Here is a 20,649-nt window from a genome sequence, read left to right as displayed (position 1 = left end):
ATGACAAGCTTTCTTGCTGCGATCCACCGGGCTGTGAAGCCCGGCGCGGATGATGATTCCCTCATCGAGGGAGAGCCGGGCGCGGATGCGTCCAATGTTGAACCGGCGGACGAGGCGTCCGCCACCGAAGAGGACCATCAAATGTCCGAAGAGAAGAAGACGCCCGGCGCGAACGACAAGCCCGCCGGTGCTGACACCTCCGCTGTTGCAAAGGATGCTTCCGACGCCACAAAGGCACGGATCAAGGCGATCACCGGCAGTGCCAAGGCCAAGGGGCGCGAGGGGCTTGCTAGCCACCTGGCGTTCGAAACCGACATGTCGGCCGAGGCTGCTGAGGCTTTGATGGCGACTGCCCCGAAAGCCGAAGAGGGCAATAAGGAAGAGAGCTACGAGGAACGCCGTGTTTCGGCTTCCGGCCTCGCCCAGCCTTCCGCCGGCAATGGTCCGAAGAAATCCGGGCTTTCCGCCGCCGTCGATCTCCAGATCGATGCGCTGAAGAAGTAATCGAGAAAGGACGCTATCATGTCTCTCGCTGTTTATACTGCCACGAAGGCGCGGACCCTTTCCGACCTCGTCAAGTGGATGCCTGAGCGTGAATACTCGATCGCGAGTTACACGCTCCTCGCCGGCGACGGTGATACCCGCAGCATTTCGCTTGGCACGCCGCTCGGCAAGATTACCGCAGGCGGCACCAAAAGCGCTGTCTCCGCAGCGGATGCCGGCAATACCGGCAACGGCACGCTGACGCTGGCCGATCCGGCATTCACCGCCACTGCTCCGCTTGGCGAGTACACGGTTGTATGCACCACCGGCGGCGCTGACGGAACCTCCAAGTTTCGCGTCGAGAACCCGGAGGGCGTGCGTGTCGGCACGGCTACCGGCGGCGCGGCCTTCGATAAGACGATCAAGTTCACGATCGCTGGCGGCGGCACGGATTTCGTCGAGGGTGACAGCTTCATTGTCACTGTGTCGATTGCCGCCGGCGCTGACGATGGCAAGATCGTCGCATGGTCGCCGACGGCAACCAATGGCTCGCAGGTCATCTGGGGTTTTGCGGCCAATGCGATCGAAGCGGCCGATGGCGTCGACAATGTCGGCAACGGTCTCGCCGTTCGCCGTCAGGCCATCCTGCGCGATGGCGGCATTCAGTGGCCCGAAGGGCTTTCCGCAACGGACAAGGCGGCTGCCGTCGAGAATGTCGAGGAAAAGCGCGGCATCGTGGTCCGCGTCTGATCCCATCCAGGATAAGGAAAACACAACATGGAAATTCTTCTTCCCTACACGGATGTGGAACTGACGCAGGAAGTCAACCGCATCCCCAACACCTACGGCTATCTCGGTGCGCTCGGAATCGCTCCTAACGAGCCGAAGGCATCGAAGTATGTACGGATCGAATACAAGGATGGTGTCATTTACGTACTCGGCGCTGAGCCACGTGGTGGTCCTGGCGATGTGGGTCAAAATGATAGCGAGAATGCGATCATTTTGGAAATTCCTCATTTCCCGCACCTGGACTTTATCAGCCCGGATGATGCCGACAGCGTGCTTGTCGTCGTCAACGGCGTTGTTACGCCGGAGTCGATGGATCGTCAGCTTGCGATGAAACTGGCGAATATCAGACGCAAGCATTCAATCACTCGCGAGTATCTCAAACTCGGTATGCTGAAAGGCCTGATCAAGGATGGTAAGGGGCGTACCCTTTATGACATCTATAACGTTTTCGGCATCACCAAAAAGACTGTCGACTTCGCCCTGGCCACAACTGGTACGGATGTCATGGCAAAGTGCGAGGAGGTGAATGATCACATCACCACCAACCTCAAGGGCGAAACTTCTTCCGGCGTCGATGTGATCGTTGACACCACGTTCTTCAACAAGCTGATTTCGCACGAGAAGGTCGAGAAGTTTTGGGTACAGGCCCAGAATGCGGCACTTCACACCACGGTCGAGCGTCAGCGTCTGGGGGGGAACTGGGGTCGTGTCTTCGAGTTCGGTAGTCTTATGTTCCGCGAATACAAGGGCTCGATGCCGGTCAAGAGCACATCAGGCACAATTACCAGCGAACAGAACGTGGCAGCAAATAAGGGGCATGCTTTCCCAACAGGAACGCAGGGTATGTTCCGGACCTACGATGCTCCGCCGTTCCACATGTCGATGGTAAACCAGGCCCCCACACTGGATGCTGAGCCGATCTTCGTCACCACCGAAGAGTTGAAGCACGGATCTGGCATCGAGATCAAGTCGCAGTCGAACATGCTTTCGATATGCAAGCAGCCTGAGTGCCAGGTTGAACTGACCACGAACTGATTTCGGTCGGTCAAGATAAAATTGACGGTCGGAAGTGTTTCGGCCGTCTTCCTTTCTTCCGAGGTTCTGGATCATGGTTGACTGGTCGGCTGCCCGGGCGCTGCTGGAAGATAGCTGCGCGGATACGTTTGACAAAACGGCGTGCGTTCTTCAGCCGCGCAAGGGCGGGCTTGGGCCGAACCATAAGGCTGTCGATGATGACAGCCGCGTGGCTTTTCCGTTTTCCGGAACGATCGATCTTGAGGCCTCGACGGAACGCAGCGGGCGCAACAAGCCGTCCGACCCCGAGACCTCGGGCTCTGTTTCCTATGACGCCGTTCTGACGGCGCATATCGGGGCGTGGCCCTATCTGCCGGAGCGCGGCGATTTTGTCGTTGCTGACGGCGTGACCTGGAAAATCATGGCCAAGGAAAAGGATGGCAGCAGCCGTCCCGCCTGGTATTTGAACAAGGCCTGAGACGATGCTTGCAGCCGAAGCCCTGCGCCTAGCGGCCATCGAAGTGCTTTGCCCGACGGCCAGCCTTGAAGCGGGTGGACCTTTCCCGACGCTTGCGGGCAGGGCCGTTTTCGACAGCGAGCCAGCCTCACTGCAAAGCCTCGATCGCAATGCACCCGCCGGATACACGCCGGTGATTTCGCTCTATACCAGCGAGGCCGCGGCGCAGCTGATGGGCGAGGCCTCGGCGGCTGTCGATACGCAGGCCAGCGCCATGCTGGTGATTATCGCGGAACTGGCCGTTGTTGCTGAAGACAATGAGGGAGAGTTTGTCGCGCCAATGGCGGAAGACGATCCCGAAGCGCGGATGGTGCTTGCGGCGCTTTGTTCGCAGATACGCTTCAAGCTTGAGCGCAGCACCGCCGGCGGCGCATGGCGCAGGCTGGTGCGGCGGATCGAACGGGTCGACATGTCCACCTTTGCCGCGCCGGATTTCGGACTGAAGTATCAGCGCGTCATGATGCGGTTTGCGTGTTCGATCCGGGATGATGAGTTTGATGTCGAGAACGGCGGGCTGCCGGAGCCGATCAGGTCGGTCCATGCTGCGCTGCCTGCAAATTCCTATGCCAAGGCAAAGCTTGCCGCGCTGGCAGCGCATTTTGCGGCGGATCCGGCGACGGCGCTTGAGGGGGCCGGCATCGATACGGGAACGCCCGTGCAGGGCGATGTGAGTTTGAGCGATGAGTAAGCCGCCATTAACCGAACAGGAAAGCGTGGTGATGCGGTCGCTAGTTGATGCGTGGAACGGGTTTCTTGAGATTGAGCCCACGCACCCCGATCATGTTGAGCAATTTCGGCGCGGCATACACGAATGCCAGAACGTGCTGATGCATCGTGTTGTGCAGCGTGACTACCCCAAAGATTTTCCAAAACGATAGCGGAGCCTTCCCATGGCTGAGACATACCGCCCGCGTTCGGGCGTTCGCATTCCCATGCCTGGCGGGCAGGCGGACTGGCCTGCCGGGGGGCGGGCGGTGAATTTTGCCAATCCTTATGAGGCGCGGCTGGTGGCGGAAGGCTCGCTTGTGAAGGTGGAGCCGGAAGCCAATGAGGCGGCGGATGCCGCACCTGCGCCCGAACCCGCCAGGACTGAAACCGCCAAGAAGCGCAACACGAGAGGAGCCAAGTGATGGCGACCAGCAATATTCCGTCGGACCTTGTCGGTCCCATCTTTACCTTTGATGTGCAGTCGGGCGGGCAGTTCTCGGCCGAAACCCGGACGATGATCCTCGGCCACGGCCTTGCCGGCGGCTCGCTTGCCGAAGGCGGCATTGCCGTTTGCAACACGGCGACCGATGCGCGCAATCTGGCCGGCGCCGGCTCCATGCTGGAAGCCATGTTCCTCGATGCCCGCGCCAATGCGCCGACACAGGAAATCTGGATCGGGCGCGTGGCCGACAGCGGCACGGCGGAAATCCGCACGCTGACGGTGGGCACGGTTCCGTCCGCAGGCGGGCAGGGCGTTCTCCAGATCGGCGGCGAGATCGTCAGTGTCGAGATTGCCGCGGGCACCTCGGCTAATGATGTGGCAACCGCGCTTGCCGCGGCGATCAACGCCTATTTCAACCAGGCGAGCAAGCAGAGCCTGCCGTTTACGGCAACGGCTGCCACCAATGTGGTGACGCTGACGGCGCGGCACAAAGGCACCTATGCCACGGGGATCGATATCCATGTGCCGGTGCTCGACCGCGTCAATGCCTTTGCCGGTCTCTTCACCTTTGCCACCACCACGGCGGGTGCGGGCGTGCCCTCGGTCGCCAATATTCTGGCGGCGATGAATGACGATCCTTTCGAGATCATCATTTGCCCGTTCAACGACGATACGAACCTTGGCCTGATCAACGACTTCCTCGACGAGGTTTCGGGCCGCTGGTCCTATCTGCAGCAGATCTACGGCCACTGCTTCTATCCGTTCGCCGACACATCGACCGAACTGATCGCCAAGGCGGAAGCGAAAGACACCTGGCATCTGACGATGATCCCGCAGTTTACCGCGGGCGGCTTTGCCATTCCGCTCTATCGCTGGGTTTCGATGTTCACCGCACGGACTGCCTCGCTGCTGGGCGATGGCGCCGGCGGCGGGGTCTCGGTCAACCAGACGGGGCTTGTGGTCAAGGGCGCGATTGCGCCGCGCGACCGGGCTTACTGGATGGATTACACCACCCGCAACACGTTCTACAAGAACGGCGTTTCCGGCTGGAAGATCGACAAGTCCGGCAATGTGATGGTCGACAAGATCATCACGCAGTCGCAGACGATCAACGGCGCGCCGGATACAACCTTCCGGGATATCCAGCGCGTGTTCCAGCTCACTTATGCGCTGAAGCGCTTCCGCGCCGATCTGGCCTATGAGCATTCCAACAAGGCCATTGCCGACGACAATCCGGGCAACAACCCGAACATCTCGACCACGGCGGATATCAAGGCCACGCTCTATCACAGCTATCGCCGGATGGCCGACAATGGCGTGCTGGAAAATGCCGATGAGGCCCTGCAGGCGATGACGGTGACCCGCAACAGCGACAACCCGAACCGGGTGGATACCTATCTGCCGCTCGATTTCGTCAACGCGCTCGACATCTTCGCCGGCGTGGCGCGGGCCTACGCCCAGTTCGACTGATCCGCATACCCTTCAGGCCGGGGCTTTTCGCGCCGGCCGGTTTCTTTCCCTTAAATTCGGAGCACTCCCATGAGCAAGGATTTCGGCGGGCGCATGTCGCTTCGCTTTTCGAATGGCGAACTGATCGCGCTGCGCGCCACGGTCAATCTCGTGCCGACGCGGATGACGGTCACCGCCGTGACCAATCAGAACGGCTCGGTTGACCGCACCGGTGAGATGAAGCCGGGCACCTGCGAGATCAGCTTTGCCGACTACGGCCACAATTACGACCAGCTGATCTCCGGCGACCGTTTTGACGGCACGCTCGTCGAGGAGTTTTCCGGGGCGACGCATTATTTCACAAAGGCGTTTCTGTCCGGCGATCCCTCGGTGAACCGCCTGACCGGCGAGGTGACGGGTCTGACGCTCAATTATGAGCGCTACAACAAGACCGATGCAGGGGCGTGATCATGGCCGACAAGACCGTCAATCTCTCCAAATCCTACACCGTCAACGGCACAACGTTCGATACCATCGTGCTGCGGGAGCCGACCTATTCGGATGTTTTTCCGACTAATCTTGGCGAACCTTTCGATTTCCAGCCTGCCAAGGGCGGTGGCGTGGTGCGGTTGATCTACACCGATGTCGTTGATGAGTACCTGAAGCGGCTGATCACTGCGCCGGGGTACGAATTCATTCACACGCTTACGGCGGCTGATTCCCTCAAGTTGCAGGATGCGGTGTGTGGTTTTTTTACGGAAAGCGCGGAGTCGATAAAGCCGCGGACCTCCTCATCTTCCGATTCGGATGCTCATTCGACGCCGTCGAGCGAATGACGCTTTCGCAAATTGTTTGGTGGATTAACCGTGCGGCGGCGCACCAACGCCCCCGCAACGGACGCTGACAGTCTGGGATTATAATTTCATGCCAAATCGCGAATTCGAAGCGCGGCTTAAAATTTCGGCCTACGACCGAACCGGCAATGTTTTGGGTCGCGTCTCGAACAAGCTCGGTACGGTCAGCAGAAAGGCCAACCAGGCGAATGCGGCGTCTGCTCGGATGGTGGCTGCCTCGCGGGCCAGCATGGCTATGGTTGCCCGATATGCTGCGCCTGCGGTTGTGGCTGCCGGCGCCACCAAAGCAGTCAAGGATTTTGCTGCCCTGGAGCGGCAGATGAACCGGATCGGAATTACCGCCGGGGCGACAGCAGATGAAACCGAAGAAGCTCTGAAGCGGGTTCAGGCAGATACCAAAGCCGTTGCAATGCCGCTGCAGGATGGCATTGAAGCACTCGACACGCTGGTCGCTTCGGGAATGTCTCTTGAAGCGGCTCTGGATTTTTTGCCGTCCGTGCTTGCGACAGCACAGGCTACCGGTGCGGCGACCACTGACATTGCCAATACCGGACTCAAGGCCGCGGATGCGCTCGAAATAGAAGCAGAGGAAATGCAGAAGGCTTTCGACATCATGGTCGAAGGCGGCAAGGCGGGTCAGTTCGAATTGAAGGATATGGCTCAGTATATTCCGAACCTTGCTAACTCGTTTGCAACATTGGGATATAAAGGTGAGGATGGGCTCAAGAAGCTCATTGCCGTGTTGCAAACCTTGCGAGAGGATACGGGAGATGCCTCATCGGCAGCGACGCAGGCTGGAGAGGTCTTTGGTAAGATCTATTCCGAACAGACTGCGAGGGCCTTCAAGAAGATGGGGGTGGATCTGCGCAAGGGCATGGAAGAGGGAGCCGCCGCCGGGAAGGATGCGCTTGATACCTTCATTCGATTGACCGAGCTTGCCATCGACGGTGATTTGAAAAAACTGCCTCAGCTGTTTACCGACAAAGAATTCCGTTTGGCTATGCAGTCTTTGCTGACCTCTACCGACAGTCTCGAAAATTTTTATAACACCATGAATTCGGCTGAGGTTGACGGAACAGTTTTCCGGGACTTGCAGCGTATACTTGAGGACACGCAGTCAGACATTGATAACATGGCTTCGAGCTGGGACCGTATGTGGACATCGATGGGCAAGGCGATTGCGCCGCCTGCCAGCAAAGCGATGAATACAACGGCCGACTACGTTGACTACAATGATGCTGTCGACAATGCGCTTGATGCGCGTGGCATGACGCATATGCAGAAGGTCATCTGGTCGGCGACGAATATGCCGCTAGGCGGCGCCTTTAAAAATGAAGAACTTGATCGTCTGGCCTATGAAGGCGGGAATCGCAGTGATGACCTGCTGCAGAGGATGGCCGCCCGCGATCGTGAGAAGAACTTCCAGCAAGGTAACGCCCTGATGTATGTGGATTGGGGCGACCAGGCGGCGGGGCCAGGTAGCGGACAACCACCGCTCGATGATCGCCAGCAGCTCCTGAATCGCAGTAGCAGAATGAGCGAGCGTCGCATCGACAGAGCGATGCACTTGTCGGACAATTATTTTGAAATACCCGATCTCAGCAAACCCCAAGATGGCGGCGGCCTGCTGGAACAGGTGCTTAGTGTTTTCGACACCGACAAGGTCGAAGAAGGTTCGCGCGAAATGGGCCAGTCCTTTACCGACGGGGCAGAGGGAATTCGCAAGGCGAGCGACGATGCCAGGGGCAAGATGAGCGATGTGGGCCGCAATGTCGAAGCGGGCGGCGATGATATTGTCCGCGCGCTCAGCAATGTCGCCACCGCCGTCGATACCGCAGCAACGAAACTGACCGGCGCGGCCGGCCGCCTGCAGCGCCGCCAGGAGCGCGCCAATGCCAATCCCGGAAAATCCATGAAGCCGGAAGACAACGCGCCGGCAGGAGCCTATTGAAGTCATGCGCAACTGGGCAGCAACGCTTTTTCCCGGCTCCTACAAGGGCGTGCCGTTTTATGTGGAATATGATTCGGCATCGGGCGGCAAGCGGCTGGCCGTGCATGAACATGCCGGCGGCTACCAGTCCACCGTCGAGGAACTGGGTAAAGCCACAGAAGCCTTTGATGTCACGGCCTATACGATCGGCGATTTCTCCGATGTGCAGGCGCTGGCGCTGAAGGCCGTCTTGAATGCGCCGGGGCCCGGCCTTCTGACAATGCCGATCGATCCGCCGATGCTGGCGACAGCCGAGCGTTACTGGCGTACGCGTTCCAAGCGTGAGCTTGGCTATGTCGGCTTCGGCATAACCTTTGTGCCGCATCCGACCGCGCTGGGCAAAGCGCTGAACCTCGGCAATGTCAATGCCGCTGTTGCGGCCGGCGTCGGGCTTGCGGCTGCCGGCATGTCATCCTTTTTCGGGTAGTTTCATGGCTGCAGAAAAAACGGTCATTCTCGACTGGCTGTCCGGCCTTGCCGCGACGATCATTTCCGATGCCGACGATACGGCCGATTTCGCCGCGCGGGTCGAGGTTGCCGCCGCGCTCGATGCGGCTGCGTTTTCGCAGGAAGCGTTGGACTTGATGCGGATGGTCGGCGAGAGCGTCAGCGCCGAAACCGATTTCGAGGCGATCAAGGTGGACCCGACGGCCACGGGCGAAACCCTTGCGGTGATGCAGATTCTTACCGCATTCGGCGCGGCCATCGGCGGCGTGCGGGTTGCGTGGCCATCACGGCCCGCCGCGCGCAATGCCCGCCAGCGGATTGCCGAAACGGGCGAAACCGGCCTTGCTGCGGTCTCCGCACTGGGCGCAGATGGCGCGCAGCTTTTCGGCTGGCTTTCCGGCGTTGTGGCACTTTGCGTGCGCATGGTGTCCGAGATCGCGGCAACGGCAACGCCGATGGTTGCGGTGGAAACCGGCATATCCTTGCCGTCTGCCGTTCTGGCGCACCGGCTTTATGGCGATGCCACGCGCGCCAGCCAGCTTTTCGAGGAAGCCAATGCGGCAACGCCGATGCTGATGCCGACGCGATTTCAGGCGCTGGCGCGGTAGATTTGCAGGTCCACCTGAATGCTTCTGGAAAAGATTACAATCACCGGCATAGACCTGCCGATCAAGCGCACGGAAATCGAATATGGGGCCGATGAGGCCGTGCGCCAGGCGCGGTTCTCGCTGACGCCAACGCAGGATGACGGTTTGCCTGTTATCCCGGGCGATGCGGTGACGGTGAAGGCAAATGACACGCTGGTGCTGACCGGTTTTGTGCGCGACGTGATGCCGCGCCACGACCCGCAAAGCCACGAACTGGACGTGACGGTCGTTTCCAAAACGGTCGATGCCACGGAAACCTCCGTGGAGCACGCTTCCGGCGAGGTGATCAACCAGCCGCTCGACAAGGTTGCCAATGAGTTCGGTCTCTATCATGTCGACATCCTGACAGGTGAGCGCACGCCGGACGATCCGGACCTCGCCAATAGCGATTTTGCGCCGCTTGTTGCCGAGCAGAGAGCGGCAGCCGCCCTGCCGCCGGAGCCGCGCGTCAAGCTTCGGCCCGGAGAAACATCTTTCGCAGCCCTTGAGCGCGTCACGCGCGGGCGCGGCATCCTGATCTATGACACGCCGGAAGGGCGGCTGAAACTGGCGTCAAAGCCGGAAGGCACGCATGACGGAAGCCTGCGCTTTGGCGTCAATATCGAACGCGCCTCGGCCACGCTGACCGAACGCGGGCGCTACAGCCCGGTGATTGTGCGCGGCGAAACCAGCGAGGCAGCCGACATCGACGCAGAGCGGATGGAAGCGGAAGCCATTGACGACACGGTGACGCGCCGCCGCCCGATGATTATCGTCATGGAAGGGCAATCCGACCCGGACAAGCTCAAGCAGCGCGCCGCATGGGCGGTGCAGCGCAACCAGGGCGAGGCGATTTCCGTCAACCTGACGGTGACCGGCTGGCGCGACGATGCCGGCAACATCTGGCAGCGCAACTGGCTTGTGCATGTGATCGATCCATGGCTCGGCCTGGATGGCACGATGGCGATCAAGACCGTCGTGCTGCGGCAGGATGAGCAGGGCGACGGCACGGTGGCGGACCTGACACTGGTGGACCCCCGCGCGCTGGGCGGTGAAAACCCGCGCGGCAAATCGAACAAGGCTTACAAGGCCAAGAGCAAGGGCAAGCAAAAGACAATCGATTGGGTCAATACCCGCAGCGTTTGGGGTGATGAACGATGACAATCCGCCAGATCATCCTCGATGGCCGCATCACGGAAGAAAAAGGCCGCCAGTTCGTTAGCGGGCAGGGGCTTTATAATGATGGCTTCACCAAAATCCTGCGGATAGAGCCGTGGGGCTATGCCTCGGTGCCTGTTGCCGGTTCGCGCGGCATCGCCGTGCCGCTTGGCGGCAATGCCGATATGGCGGTGTTTCTCGGCGGCGAGAGCGGCGGCCATCGCCCGCCCGGTCTGCCTGCCGGCGCCTCGGCGCTTTACGATGCCAACGGCAATATCATCAAATGCGTGGGCACCGGCATCGTCATCGATGTCGCCGGCCGCACGATCGATATTACCGCCGGGCAATGGACGCTCACCGGCAACGCCACGATCACCGGCAATGTTACCATCGATGGCAATCTCACCTGCACGGGCAATGGCACCTTCGCCGGGTCCGTCACAGATGGCGATGGCGACGGCGGGGCATAACCCTCTCTTTCCGTCACCCCGGCCTTGAGCCGGGGTCCAGGGCCACATCTGCCGCCTTGCCGTTTTACGTGGATCCTCGGGTCAAGCCCGAGGATGACGCGGAAGAAGGGTGAGGATGACGCTTTGAGGAAGGCGCGGCAGTGAGCAACAGGAAACGCAATGCGCATCATCCCGATTGACGACAGCGGCGCGGAAATCTGGCGCGCGCCGGACCTGGTGTGGAACGGCGTCACCGCCGACCTCGCCGTAAACGCGCTGACGCACCCGACAGCGCCGGGTGATTTCACCGCCGAGCAGGCGCTTGCCACGCAGGTGCTGATTGCGCTGATGACCGACCGGCGCGTGGAAGAAAGCGAGCTGCCGCCCGGCGAGATGAACCGCGGCTGGATCGGCGACACCTATGACATCGGCGAACACGAAACGCCGATCGGCTCCCGCCTCTGGCTGTTGCGGCGCAAGGCGCTGACGGAAGGGATCGAACACCTTGCCGAGGCCTATGCCAAGGAAGCCCTGCAGCCGCTGATCGACCAGGAGGCCGTCGCCTCCATCACCGTTTCGGCCATGGCCAACAGGGCGGAAAACAGGCTGGAGCTTGATATCGCGCTTTATGCCCGCTCGGGCCAGTCCGTCTTTGCCGAGCGCTACGCCATCATCTGGGATCAAGTGAAGGCGCTTTCCTGATTTTTTCTCACATGCTCTTTTTCCGGAGTGATACATAATGCCATGGACCATCCGCCCGCTTGCCGACTGGTCGTCGCGCATGCGCGGCTCATTCCGGCAATATCTGCAGGGCACCGACAGCGCGCTTGCCAATAATTTCGTCACGGTCACCGCCAAGGTGGTGGCGGCCATGGCGCATGAATACGAACTGCGGCTGGGCTATCTCACGCGGCAGATGTTCCTGACCACGGCAACCGGCAAATGGCTGGCCGCGCATTGCTATGAGGTCGGCATTTTCCGCAAGCCGGCCGCGCGGGCAAGCGGCTTGATTGCAGGCATTGGCGCGGTGTCGACAACCTATCCGGCCGGCATCCGCTTCCAGTCCGGCAATATCATCTATGTCTCGACCGCGGCGGTCACATCATCGGCCAGCGGCGCTGTGGAATTTGCGGTGCGCGCACAGTCGGCAGGCCTTGCGGGAAACCGCGATGCCGGCAGCGAATTGGCGCTTGCCGATGCCGGGCTGTACCCGGCCCTTTCAGACACCTTTACGGTCGCATCCGGCGGGCTTGGCGGCGGGGCGGATACGGAACTGGACACCAGCCTCAAGGCGCGCGGACTGCAGCGCAAGCAGAACCCGCCCGGCGGCGGCACATATACCGATTACGAGCGCTATGCGCTGGAGGTGCCCGGCGTGCTGAAGGCCTGGGCCTTCCGGATGAGCACGCCCGGAAGCCTCGTTGTGCTGTTCCTGTTTGATGGTCGAGACGACTACATCCCGCTGCCTGCCGATGTGGCAGTGGTGCAGGCGGCCATCGATGCCCAGCGCCTGATCCGCGTGGACAACAGCGTCGCAGCCGCCGCGGTGGCGCGTGAGATCGATATCGAGATCGGCGGACTTTCGCAGGATACGCCGGAAATCCGCGCCACGATCGAACAGGCGATCACTGATATGTTTCTGGAAAAATGCCGCCCGGGCATTGCCGCCTCCACCTTCACCGTGTCCGTTTCGTGGATTGCCGAGGCCATTTCGCAGGCCTCCGGCGAGGAACGTCACCGGCTGATTGCCCCGCTCGCCGATATCACGCTGACAAATGGCGAATTCCCGGTTCTGGGCGAGGTCACCTATGGCGCGTGATCCGGCCTTTTCCACCATCACCACCATTGCCAGCAACTCTGCCAGCGGCGCGCCGCTGGGCTTTGATGTCGACAATGATGCAATCGAGATATGGCCGCGCGCAACCTCCCCGACCGTCGTTGTCGGCACGGTCATTCCCACCGGTTATGACGGCACTGGCGGGCAGGCGGCAAGCGCGGCCCCGTGGGATGCGCTGGCCAACCCGGTCAATGACGACCTGATCGACGCCGGGCTTGCCCTTTGGCCCACGGGCGCGGCCTGGGGCACGCCGGATGGCGAGAGCATGCCCATCGACAGCGTGCTTGCCCGCTTCACCCGCGTGCTGCTGTCACCGTTCGAATGGCTCTATGCCCGCGCTTTCAAGCTGGCACGGGAATCGACCGTGCAGGGCGTCGATGAACTGCTTGAGGAATGGGAGGCGGATTATGGCCTGCCCGGCCCCTGCGGCCCATCCGTCAGCGTGGAAGAGCGGTTGCGCGCGCTGGAAACAAAAGTGCTCGGCGGCGCGATCATCACGCCCGGCGATTTCATCGCCCTCGCTGCCCGCTATGGCTTCACCATCACCATCAAGGAACCGGCCACATTCGAATGCGGCTTTTCCGAATGCGGCGGCGGCCACCAGCTGGGCAACCCGATGACCGAGGAAACCTTCTGGATCGTGACGATCAGCGACCTTGCCGTCGATTATTTCCGCTGCGGCGAGGGCGAATGCGGCTTCACCCCGCTGTTCTCGCTGGGCGAGGCGGAACGTCTTCTTTGCATGCTCAGACAATTTGCCCCGGCCTGGACCACGCCGGTGTTGGCCTTCGAGGAGTAACAGATGAAGTATAACCCGCCCTTCGGCTCGAATGATCCGGATTCCATTTATGTCGATCGCAACACGCCCGGCGCGGTATCAGGTTCCGTGCCGCCTGCGCCTGCCATCGAGCACCCACAGCGGGAAATCGTCAATGCCATCCTGGCCGCCGGACTGACGCCTGACGGCAACGATCTTTCTCAGCTGACACAGGCGATCAGTGTTATCGCGGCCGCTGCGGTGCTGGACGACTATCTGCAAAAGGCCGGCGGCACGATGACGGGGTCGCTCATCCTTAATGCGGACCCGACAGCAGCTCTCCACGCTGCGACAAAGCAATATGTTGATGCTACATCCGCAGCGCTTTACACAGCAAAGGTCGTATGCCGTTTTGATGGCCTCACCCTTGACGTTCAGCGCGGCGAAAATGTCTCATCGGTCGTAAATGACGGAGCCGGTCTGTACACCATTAATTTCGCGACCAATTTGCCAGACACCAATTACGTCGTTGTGGGCGGTGGGTATGATTCTACGGACCCCGCCATTGACGGATTTTTGCAAGTGACAAGCCGGACGGTCAGCTCTGTTGCTATCCGCCTTAACGATCCCACGAATAATATTCGGCGTGATCTGCAAACGGTCGATGTCGTTATTTTCTAGGGGTCTGCGAATGTCAAATCCAATTGTTCATAACGCCGGCTGGCCGGGCGGTGCGCCATGACGGCAAAGGTTGAAATCATTGCCGATGCCTCCGGCCTGTTCGGCGCGGAAGGCATGGAGGTTGTCGTGGCGTCGGATGCGCCGCCCGGCATTTACGAGGTCACGCTGGGCGTTACCGTCGATCCCGGTCTGCCCGAAGCCCGGCACTATTCCACCACCGAAACATTCCGCGTGCGCGCACCGATGTTTTTCAAGAATGATGACGGCGAAATCCGGCCCGCGCGCTATACGCGCGACAGCGGCACGGACGCCATTGCCCTGAGGACCTGACGATGGCCGAAGAAGACGATATCAGCCAATGGACCGAAGCCAACGACACCACCGAAATCGATCGGGTTATCGGGCACAATCTCGATGGCAAGGCGCGCGCAATCAAGGTTGACAAGCTGGCGTCCAAGGCGGCGCTGGATGCGCTGGCCGGACGCGTGTCTGCCCTGGAAACGATAGAGATTGCCACACTCAGCGTTGATGGCGGCTCGATCTATGAAAAAGGGCTTTCCGTCACGCCGACATTGAACTGGACTATTGACGGCGCTGGCACCGTTACAGAACAGGTGATTAACGGGAACATCGTTGCTCCGGAAGCGCGAACATGGACGGCCGCTGCGGCGATCACCGCCAATACGACCTATACGCTGACAGTGACAGATGCGTCTGACCGCGATGTTTCGGATAGTGTTTCGATCTCGTTTCGCCCTCGCATCTATTGGGGCATGAGCGACGCGCTTGTAATGGACAGCGCCGGCGTTCTGGCGCTCGAAAGCGGCAGCTCGGCATTGTCAGCCAGCCGGGGCCGGACCATGACAATGGCGCCGGATGGCGAACAATATTTCTACTACGCCTATCCAACTTCGTTCGGTCAGCCCTCGTCGGTGACGGCCTATGGCTTTCCCACGGATCCGGTCGTCACCACGATTTCAATGACCACCGCCGCCGGCAATACCGAAGATTATTACCTTGTGCGACTGCCTGAACTGTTGACGCAGTCCGGCACGGTCGTCGTCAGTTGATGGAGGTCTGACCAATGGCCAATGCATTCATACCTGCTGAAATCGCCGAGGGCGGCAACGGCTTCCCGGCTGTCAGTCAGACAAGGGTCAAGGGCGGCGCATGGTCTGTCAGCGCAATCGCTGATTGGCAGAGCGAGATCGAGCCGCGCTATCGTGCGTCCGGTATGCGGATCCTCGATCGCAGCGACCGCAGCGAATGGGTTTTGCAGGATGACCTTGTCAGTGTTGTCGAAACCAAAGGTTCGGCCGCCTCTGACGCTGCCGAACAATCGGCCAACGATGCAGCGCAATTCGCTCAGACTGCGGACGAAAGAGCGACTGCGGCTGGTGTGAGCGAGACAAATTCGGCCGAAAGTGAAGCTAATTCGGAATCTTACAAGGATCAGGCCTTCGCCAGCTTGTCTGGTTCCCAAACCTACAAGAATGACGCGGCCCTGCTCGCTCAACAAGCGCAGGATGCGCGAAACGCAACTATCGCGGCAACCGACCTTAGCGCAATCGCCGAGTTCATCGACACTGATGCTGACCTGTCCGGCGCTGGTCTGAGCGCCAATGACATTGTGATGGTCTGGAAAGATAACACACGCGGTGATGCGACCACCCTTTATCAATGGGACGGCTCAGCTTTCGGCGATCCTACGGTCTGGCTCAACTCTCAGCGGCTTTCTGACCGCCAGCAAATGCTGCCCTATCTCTCGAAACAGATCATTGAATGTATCAGCGCACATCAGGCCAAAACCTACGGCCAATCGGTTTCGTACCTGTCACTGATCGACAGCATCAATGGCGAACCTGGATACGCCCTTCTGCCGTGGTTGTCCTCGAAGATATACAACAAGTCTCTCGATCCTGCCAGCGGCGACGGTGTTCCTGCCCGTGCGTCAACGACAGGAGGAATGGCTGCTGTTGAAGTCGGGGCAATAGCGTCCACGTCGAGCGACGATTACGCGGCGATTTTTAACGGCAATACGGCGGTTTGGAATGTCGGCTCGTGGACGGTTCGGAAGGGCGGCGCTTCGTTTGATTTCGACACGCTCACGCTTTGCTACATTGTCACGGCCGGTGGCGGGACTATCGAATTTTTCCGAGACGGTGTGTCCGTTGGCGGTCCTTACGATACGTCTGTTGGTACGGTCGGAGCCATAGGCTTCGCCGAAGCAGTCGAGACGGACAACACCCGCACTGCCGAGTTGACAGTAGTGATTTCCGGCGGAACCGTGAAATCTTGTGCGACCACCAACGGGCACGGCCTTTATCGTCTGCAAGAAACGGATACAGGTAACCGTCTTTATGATCACAACTGGCTGGCAGAAGGCGGGCTTGGCATCTATGACGCGGTTGAATTCGCACAAAGCCGCGCCAACACACAAGCCTTGGTCGCGCGACTTGCGCCGGACATCATCACAGTCAACGGGCGTGAACAGATTGAAACCGTCGAGGACGCCGCACCCCTTCTGTTCGATATCCTCGACGCCGCAGCACCAAACTGCGACAAGGTTGTTTTTTCTGGAGCACCTATCCCATATGGTGGCGCGGATGAGGCCAGCTCCATCCAACAGGCCAATCTCTGGCGGGCCTTCACACTTCAGCGCCGCGCTCTCAACAAACCATACACATTCATCGATATCCGAAATCAATTCGAAGTCGATGGAGACCCGACGACTGCCTTAGGTTATTTCCAAGCCCTGCCGGATGAATGGGAAGACGGTGGTGTGCACATCGGACCGGAGGGGATGGCGGCGTTTTACGGTCCATGGACACGGCTTTTCAGTAGTATCCTACCCGGTCAAGGCGGACAAAGTGGCGCTCCTTACACGCGCGAAGCTGGTTGGCTTGGTATTGATACACAGATCGCCGACATTAGTGGTTTGGGCTATAAGTTTTCAGTGATCGCCCCCTACGACGGTAGGTTTTATCTACCCCGCTCTGTTCGGTTTCTGACCAATGAAAGTCTGGGCAATAACGACGAATACTTTCAGGTAGGTTCCGGTGGTACGGGGTCTGGTGGGCGTGATTATAAAAACCATGTTGTGCCTCTCACTATGTCTTTCGGCACGTGGGATGGTCGATTTTCCCGGTCCGAAAGTATCGTCAACGGTTTGCACGTCATCGAATACAAAGATAGCGCGGCCGACAATCCAGCGGACGATGCGATTGTGAAATTTGGCGCTGTATGGCACGACCAGATCACACTGGCGGAGGCAAACGCCCTGGCTGGTGGATCGATCAACCAGATTCGGGGCACAGTTGCCCATATCAATTACGGCACACAGACTGGCATGGCCGTAGCTTCTGGCGGTGGCAGCGGTTCGTGGCGCGCGCTTGGCAGAATGGTTTCACCACCCAATAACAGTGGGTCGCCTGGCGCGCCAGGCGACTTTGCCGCGTCTGCCACAGAGGTAAGCTTTTACATCGGGAACGGCGACGATAGCCACGCGTGGTCAATCTGGAAGAGATCTGCATTCGAGCCAGACGTTAGTGTTGTGGATGCTGCGACTCCTACATCCGCCGCTGCGACCTATGATCAGGCGCAGATTGATGCGCTGTTCGACGAAGTCGAGGCGTTACGTGATGCTCTCAGGGCAACGCAGCAAAAACTAAACGCTGACTTCAGCAAGCGCAGGTCCGCCGGCCAGATGTTATCGTCCTGACGAACATCGCTCGGCCAATCCTCCAATCTGATGACCGCACCGCCTCCACTCGAGGCGGACGGCGGAGTTATATCCCATGACAGACGAACAGAAATTCATCCTCTGGCTTGAGGGCCGGCTGACGGCGCATGGCTTTACGCCGGGCGCGATCGATGGCGTTTTCGATGATACGGCCAAGGCTGCGCTGACGGCGTTTCAGCGCGCGCGCGGCATTTCGCCATCCGGCAAGGCCGATGTCGAGACCGTGGCGGCGCTCAGGCTTTCCTCCAGCCGCGTGTCGCCGGCCGATCGTGACGACATTCCCGATCGTGACCGGCCGGGCGCCGCCGACGCGCGCGGCGGTCCGTGGCCGTTGCAGCGCGATTGCACGAAAATATTCGGCGATCCGCAAACGCAGGTGCCGGACAGGCTGGTCATGGTGCGCATGCCTTGGGATTGCCGCGCGGCATGGAACCCCGCGCTGCGCATCACTCGCCTGCGCCTGCACGAAAAGGTCGCCGACAGCGCCGAGCGCTGCCTCGATCGTGCGTCCCGCACCTTCGATAGCGACGCCCGCCATCGCCTCGGGCTTGATCTGAGCGGGGGCTCCTATGCCAAGCGGCGCATGCGCGGCGGCAGCAGCTGGTCAATGCACGCCTATGGCATCGCCATCGATTGGGACCCGCAGCGCAATGCGCTGCGCACGCACGCGCCGGAGGCTCGCCTTTCCCATGATGACGCCCGCCGCTGGTGGGAAATCTGGGAGGATGAGGGCTGGGTTTCGCTTGGCCGTGCGCGGGACTTCGATTGGATGCACGTCCAGGCGGCGCGGATCTAGCACCGTCACTTCAACCGAAAAATCGAGGTGACGCCATGATCGCGCTTTTCGCCTTCTGGATGATCCCGGCCGTGCTTTCCGTGGCCGTGGTCATCTGGTTCATCGCCGCCGCCCGTCGCGCGCCCATGAGCGCCAATGGCTATGCCGGGCTGATGGTCCGTGCGCGCGCGGCGCTATTTTCGCTTTTCGTCATGTGGGCGCTTTACGGCCTGTTCGCGCTGGGCGCATGGCTTGTGCGTCTGATCGGTGGCTGGTGATGGCTGAAATCGTCAAGTCCGCAGCGGAAAAGACCTTCAAGCGAGAGGCGGCAACCTTCCTCATGCTGTGGTTCATGGCGCTGACCTCGTGGGGCTTTTTCACCGGCACGGAAGACATGCGCAAATATATCCTCGGCATGCTGATCATCCCGATCCCGACCATCTTTGCCGGCGCCTATGGCCTAGACTGGATCGGCAAGAAAACCCATTGGGGCGGACCGCCGGAAAACGCACGGCCGGGCAAGCCCAAAGCGGCGGAAGGTGAGGGCGCATGAGCTGGGTTATCGCGATATGGTCATGGTTGACGAAAACCCGCCTCGGCCGCTTCGTCGGCGCCACCCTGTTGGTGGCGCTGATTGCCGGCGCTGCCGTCTTCTGGATCAACCGTGAAATAAACGGCGTGTGGAAGCGCGGCATTGCCGAGGGCGAGCGGCGGGAACGCGTCGCGTGGGAGGCCGAAGAGTTCGAGCTTCGCAACCAGCTGCAGACGGCGGAAGATGACAAGCAGGCGGCTTATAACGCCATTGACGCGAACGACCAGGCCCGCCGGCGCACGGCGCTCGAACAGGCCCAGACAATCAGCGCGCTGCAGATGTCGCTGGAACAGGAAAGGCAGGCCAATGGCGGCAGCACATGCACAAAAGCGCCTGGTGGCGCTTCTTCTTCTGGCGCCGGCCGCATTTCTCGCGGCGTGTGGAACGACATCCGAGCGGCGGATAACGATTGATCCGGCCACCGTCAACCAGGCGAAAACACCGGATACGCTTCTGGAGCCATGTGAAGACCTGGAAGCGCTGCCGGCCGAACCGCCGGATGTCTATGGCGCGGTCTCGTTCCTGATCCGCGACCGGGCGCAATACCGCAACTGCGCGGCCGAAAAACAGGCACTGATCGATGTGATCGCGGTGCAGGAAGGGCGGCAAGACCGGCCTTCGAATTGAAATGCGTGCGCAGGGGCGGCGGCATGACCATGACGGAAGCAGAGCGCAATGCGCTCGAAAAACTGACCAAAGTCGATGAGGAAGGCGAATTCCCGCCCTTCACGACGGAAGAGCGAAAAGCCCTGAAGACCCTTGCCAAGGCCATGCGCGGCATCGAGGCGATCGGATGGCTCGCAGGATCTCTGAAAACCTTCCTGATATGGCTCGGGATTATCGTAGGAGCGTGGGTTTCATGGAAAGCGGGATTTCTCGAATGGATGCGGGCGAACCTTTGACGCGCCGGCTCTGGATGCACTTCGCACGGCACGTCTTCATGTTCGCTCTGGCTGGGCTGGTGTTCGCCGTCCTGTCGATGATCTGGCGCCAGGCCGTGCCGGTCGTCGCATTCATGCATGCCGATGAATGGCAGGTGATGGACGGCCGGGTCAGTGCCCATGTCCAGGGCTACAAGCTGCGCAAATGCACACGGATCGCCGGCAGCGAGGTCGGCTATGTGCGCACCGATGGCGATGCCTGGATTGAAACCCGATTCGCTTACCTCGCCGACGACACGCCGGATAACAGCAAGCCGCGCGGTTGGTATTCATTCGGCCGTTGGCAGTGGAACGATCAGGGCCGCCCGCCATCGCATGTGATGATGACCATCCAGCACGATTGCGACGGAAAACTGCTGAGCACGACCATCGGCCCGTTCCGCGTAGATCGGTAATAA

28 protein-coding genes are annotated in these 20,649 nt (G+C 60.3%); all 28 read left to right on the top strand.

Translation table 11 applies throughout. The features are described from left to right. The 28 genes from ACHZCU_RS00675 (at window position 1) to ACHZCU_RS00540 (ending at window position 20,646) form a co-directional block, all read left to right on the top strand. The gene (locus ACHZCU_RS00675; protein ID WP_319517247.1) at window positions 1–504 is read left to right on the top strand and encodes a hypothetical protein; all 504 of its coding nucleotides are present in this window, start codon (window positions 1–3) and stop codon (window positions 502–504) included. Window positions 505–522: 18 nt separating this feature from the next. After that, entirely contained in the window at window positions 523–1,233 is a 711-nt protein-coding gene (locus ACHZCU_RS00670) for a head decoration protein (RefSeq protein WP_319517246.1), read from the top strand. A gap of 27 nt (window positions 1,234–1,260) precedes the next feature. Continuing rightward, window positions 1,261–2,307, top strand: coding sequence for a major capsid protein (locus ACHZCU_RS00665; RefSeq protein ID WP_319517245.1), 1,047 nt, complete (start codon window positions 1,261–1,263; stop codon window positions 2,305–2,307). Window positions 2,308–2,380: 73 nt separating this feature from the next. Next, complete coding sequence (locus tag ACHZCU_RS00660) at window positions 2,381–2,764, top strand: hypothetical protein (RefSeq protein ID WP_319517244.1); 384 nt, start codon at window positions 2,381–2,383, stop codon at window positions 2,762–2,764. A gap of 4 nt (window positions 2,765–2,768) precedes the next feature. Further along, window positions 2,769–3,491, top strand: coding sequence for a hypothetical protein (locus ACHZCU_RS00655; RefSeq protein WP_319517243.1), 723 nt, complete (start codon window positions 2,769–2,771; stop codon window positions 3,489–3,491). A gap of 202 nt (window positions 3,492–3,693) precedes the next feature. Continuing rightward, window positions 3,694–3,933 carry a hypothetical protein gene (locus tag ACHZCU_RS00650; protein WP_319517242.1) on the top strand — a complete coding sequence of 80 codons (240 nt, stop codon included), beginning with the start codon at window positions 3,694–3,696 and terminating at the stop codon, window positions 3,931–3,933. Beyond that, on the top strand, window positions 3,933–5,423 hold the full coding sequence (locus tag ACHZCU_RS00645; RefSeq protein ID WP_319517241.1) for a hypothetical protein: 1,491 nt from the start codon (window positions 3,933–3,935) through the stop codon (window positions 5,421–5,423). Before ACHZCU_RS00650 ends, ACHZCU_RS00645 begins: the two co-directional genes overlap by 1 nt. Before the next feature lie 69 nt (window positions 5,424–5,492). Next, on the top strand, window positions 5,493–5,870 hold the full coding sequence (locus ACHZCU_RS00640; RefSeq protein ID WP_319517240.1) for a hypothetical protein: 378 nt from the start codon (window positions 5,493–5,495) through the stop codon (window positions 5,868–5,870). A 2-nt stretch (window positions 5,871–5,872) separates the two neighbouring features. Beyond that, on the top strand, window positions 5,873–6,238 hold the full coding sequence (locus ACHZCU_RS00635; RefSeq protein ID WP_319517239.1) for a phage tail assembly protein: 366 nt from the start codon (window positions 5,873–5,875) through the stop codon (window positions 6,236–6,238). An 88-nt stretch (window positions 6,239–6,326) separates the two neighbouring features. Next, window positions 6,327–8,207, top strand: coding sequence for a phage tail tape measure protein (locus ACHZCU_RS00630; RefSeq protein WP_319517238.1), 1,881 nt, complete (start codon window positions 6,327–6,329; stop codon window positions 8,205–8,207). Window positions 8,208–8,211: 4 nt separating this feature from the next. Further along, on the top strand, window positions 8,212–8,673 hold the full coding sequence (locus tag ACHZCU_RS00625) for a DNA circularization N-terminal domain-containing protein (protein ID WP_319517237.1): 462 nt from the start codon (window positions 8,212–8,214) through the stop codon (window positions 8,671–8,673). A gap of 4 nt (window positions 8,674–8,677) precedes the next feature. Then, window positions 8,678–9,301, top strand: a complete 624-nt coding sequence (locus ACHZCU_RS00620) for a hypothetical protein (RefSeq protein WP_319517236.1) — start codon at window positions 8,678–8,680, stop codon at window positions 9,299–9,301. An 18-nt stretch (window positions 9,302–9,319) separates the two neighbouring features. Beyond that, window positions 9,320–10,480 (top strand): phage baseplate assembly protein, encoded by a 1,161-nt coding sequence (locus ACHZCU_RS00615; RefSeq protein WP_319517235.1) that lies wholly within the window; start codon window positions 9,320–9,322, stop codon window positions 10,478–10,480. Continuing rightward, window positions 10,477–10,947, top strand: a complete 471-nt coding sequence (locus tag ACHZCU_RS00610; RefSeq protein WP_319517234.1) for a phage baseplate assembly protein V — start codon at window positions 10,477–10,479, stop codon at window positions 10,945–10,947. Before ACHZCU_RS00615 ends, ACHZCU_RS00610 begins: the two co-directional genes overlap by 4 nt. A gap of 159 nt (window positions 10,948–11,106) precedes the next feature. Beyond that, the gene (locus ACHZCU_RS00605; protein WP_319517233.1) at window positions 11,107–11,628 is read left to right on the top strand and encodes a phage GP46 family protein; all 522 of its coding nucleotides are present in this window, start codon (window positions 11,107–11,109) and stop codon (window positions 11,626–11,628) included. A gap of 37 nt (window positions 11,629–11,665) precedes the next feature. Then, entirely contained in the window at window positions 11,666–12,745 is a 1,080-nt protein-coding gene (locus ACHZCU_RS00600; RefSeq protein ID WP_319517232.1) for a baseplate J/gp47 family protein, read from the top strand. After that, window positions 12,735–13,562: a putative phage tail protein gene (locus ACHZCU_RS00595; RefSeq protein WP_319517231.1), complete on the top strand. Its 828-nt coding sequence runs from the start codon at window positions 12,735–12,737 to the stop codon at window positions 13,560–13,562. The genes ACHZCU_RS00600 and ACHZCU_RS00595 overlap by 11 nt, the downstream gene beginning before the upstream one ends. A 3-nt stretch (window positions 13,563–13,565) precedes the next feature. Continuing rightward, a complete protein-coding gene (locus ACHZCU_RS00590; protein ID WP_319517230.1) occupies window positions 13,566–14,201 on the top strand; it encodes a hypothetical protein in 636 nt (211 codons plus the stop codon). Window positions 14,202–14,258: 57 nt separating this feature from the next. Further along, window positions 14,259–14,531, top strand: coding sequence for a hypothetical protein (locus ACHZCU_RS00585; protein ID WP_319517229.1), 273 nt, complete (start codon window positions 14,259–14,261; stop codon window positions 14,529–14,531). 2 nt (window positions 14,532–14,533) lie between these two features. Then, window positions 14,534–15,271, top strand: coding sequence for a hypothetical protein (locus ACHZCU_RS00580; protein WP_319517228.1), 738 nt, complete (start codon window positions 14,534–14,536; stop codon window positions 15,269–15,271). A 14-nt stretch (window positions 15,272–15,285) separates the two neighbouring features. Beyond that, window positions 15,286–17,922, top strand: coding sequence for a hypothetical protein (locus ACHZCU_RS00575; RefSeq protein WP_319517227.1), 2,637 nt, complete (start codon window positions 15,286–15,288; stop codon window positions 17,920–17,922). Window positions 17,923–17,998: 76 nt separating this feature from the next. After that, a complete protein-coding gene (locus ACHZCU_RS00570) occupies window positions 17,999–18,739 on the top strand; it encodes a M15 family metallopeptidase (protein WP_319517226.1) in 741 nt (246 codons plus the stop codon). A 35-nt stretch (window positions 18,740–18,774) separates the two neighbouring features. Further along, window positions 18,775–18,996 carry a hypothetical protein gene (locus ACHZCU_RS00565; RefSeq protein ID WP_319517225.1) on the top strand — a complete coding sequence of 74 codons (222 nt, stop codon included), beginning with the start codon at window positions 18,775–18,777 and terminating at the stop codon, window positions 18,994–18,996. Further along, window positions 18,996–19,271, top strand: a complete 276-nt coding sequence (locus ACHZCU_RS00560) for a hypothetical protein (RefSeq protein WP_319517224.1) — start codon at window positions 18,996–18,998, stop codon at window positions 19,269–19,271. Before ACHZCU_RS00565 ends, ACHZCU_RS00560 begins: the two co-directional genes overlap by 1 nt. Then, on the top strand, window positions 19,268–19,723 hold the full coding sequence (locus tag ACHZCU_RS00555) for a hypothetical protein (protein ID WP_319517223.1): 456 nt from the start codon (window positions 19,268–19,270) through the stop codon (window positions 19,721–19,723). The genes ACHZCU_RS00560 and ACHZCU_RS00555 overlap by 4 nt, the downstream gene beginning before the upstream one ends. After that, complete coding sequence (locus ACHZCU_RS00550; RefSeq protein WP_319517222.1) at window positions 19,647–19,937, top strand: hypothetical protein; 291 nt, start codon at window positions 19,647–19,649, stop codon at window positions 19,935–19,937. The genes ACHZCU_RS00555 and ACHZCU_RS00550 overlap by 77 nt, the downstream gene beginning before the upstream one ends. A 23-nt stretch (window positions 19,938–19,960) precedes the next feature. Further along, entirely contained in the window at window positions 19,961–20,212 is a 252-nt protein-coding gene (locus ACHZCU_RS00545) for a hypothetical protein (RefSeq protein ID WP_319517221.1), read from the top strand. After that, window positions 20,191–20,646 (top strand): hypothetical protein, encoded by a 456-nt coding sequence (locus ACHZCU_RS00540; RefSeq protein ID WP_319517220.1) that lies wholly within the window; start codon window positions 20,191–20,193, stop codon window positions 20,644–20,646. Before ACHZCU_RS00545 ends, ACHZCU_RS00540 begins: the two co-directional genes overlap by 22 nt. The last annotated feature ends 3 nt before the right edge of the window (window positions 20,647–20,649 follow it).

It is taken from the genome of uncultured Martelella sp. (genome assembly GCF_963677965.2).
Taxonomy (GTDB): Bacteria; Pseudomonadota; Alphaproteobacteria; order Rhizobiales; family Rhizobiaceae; genus Martelella; species Martelella mangrovi.
Note: the sequence above shows the minus strand (reverse complement) of the source record. Positions and strands in the feature narration are given on the sequence as shown.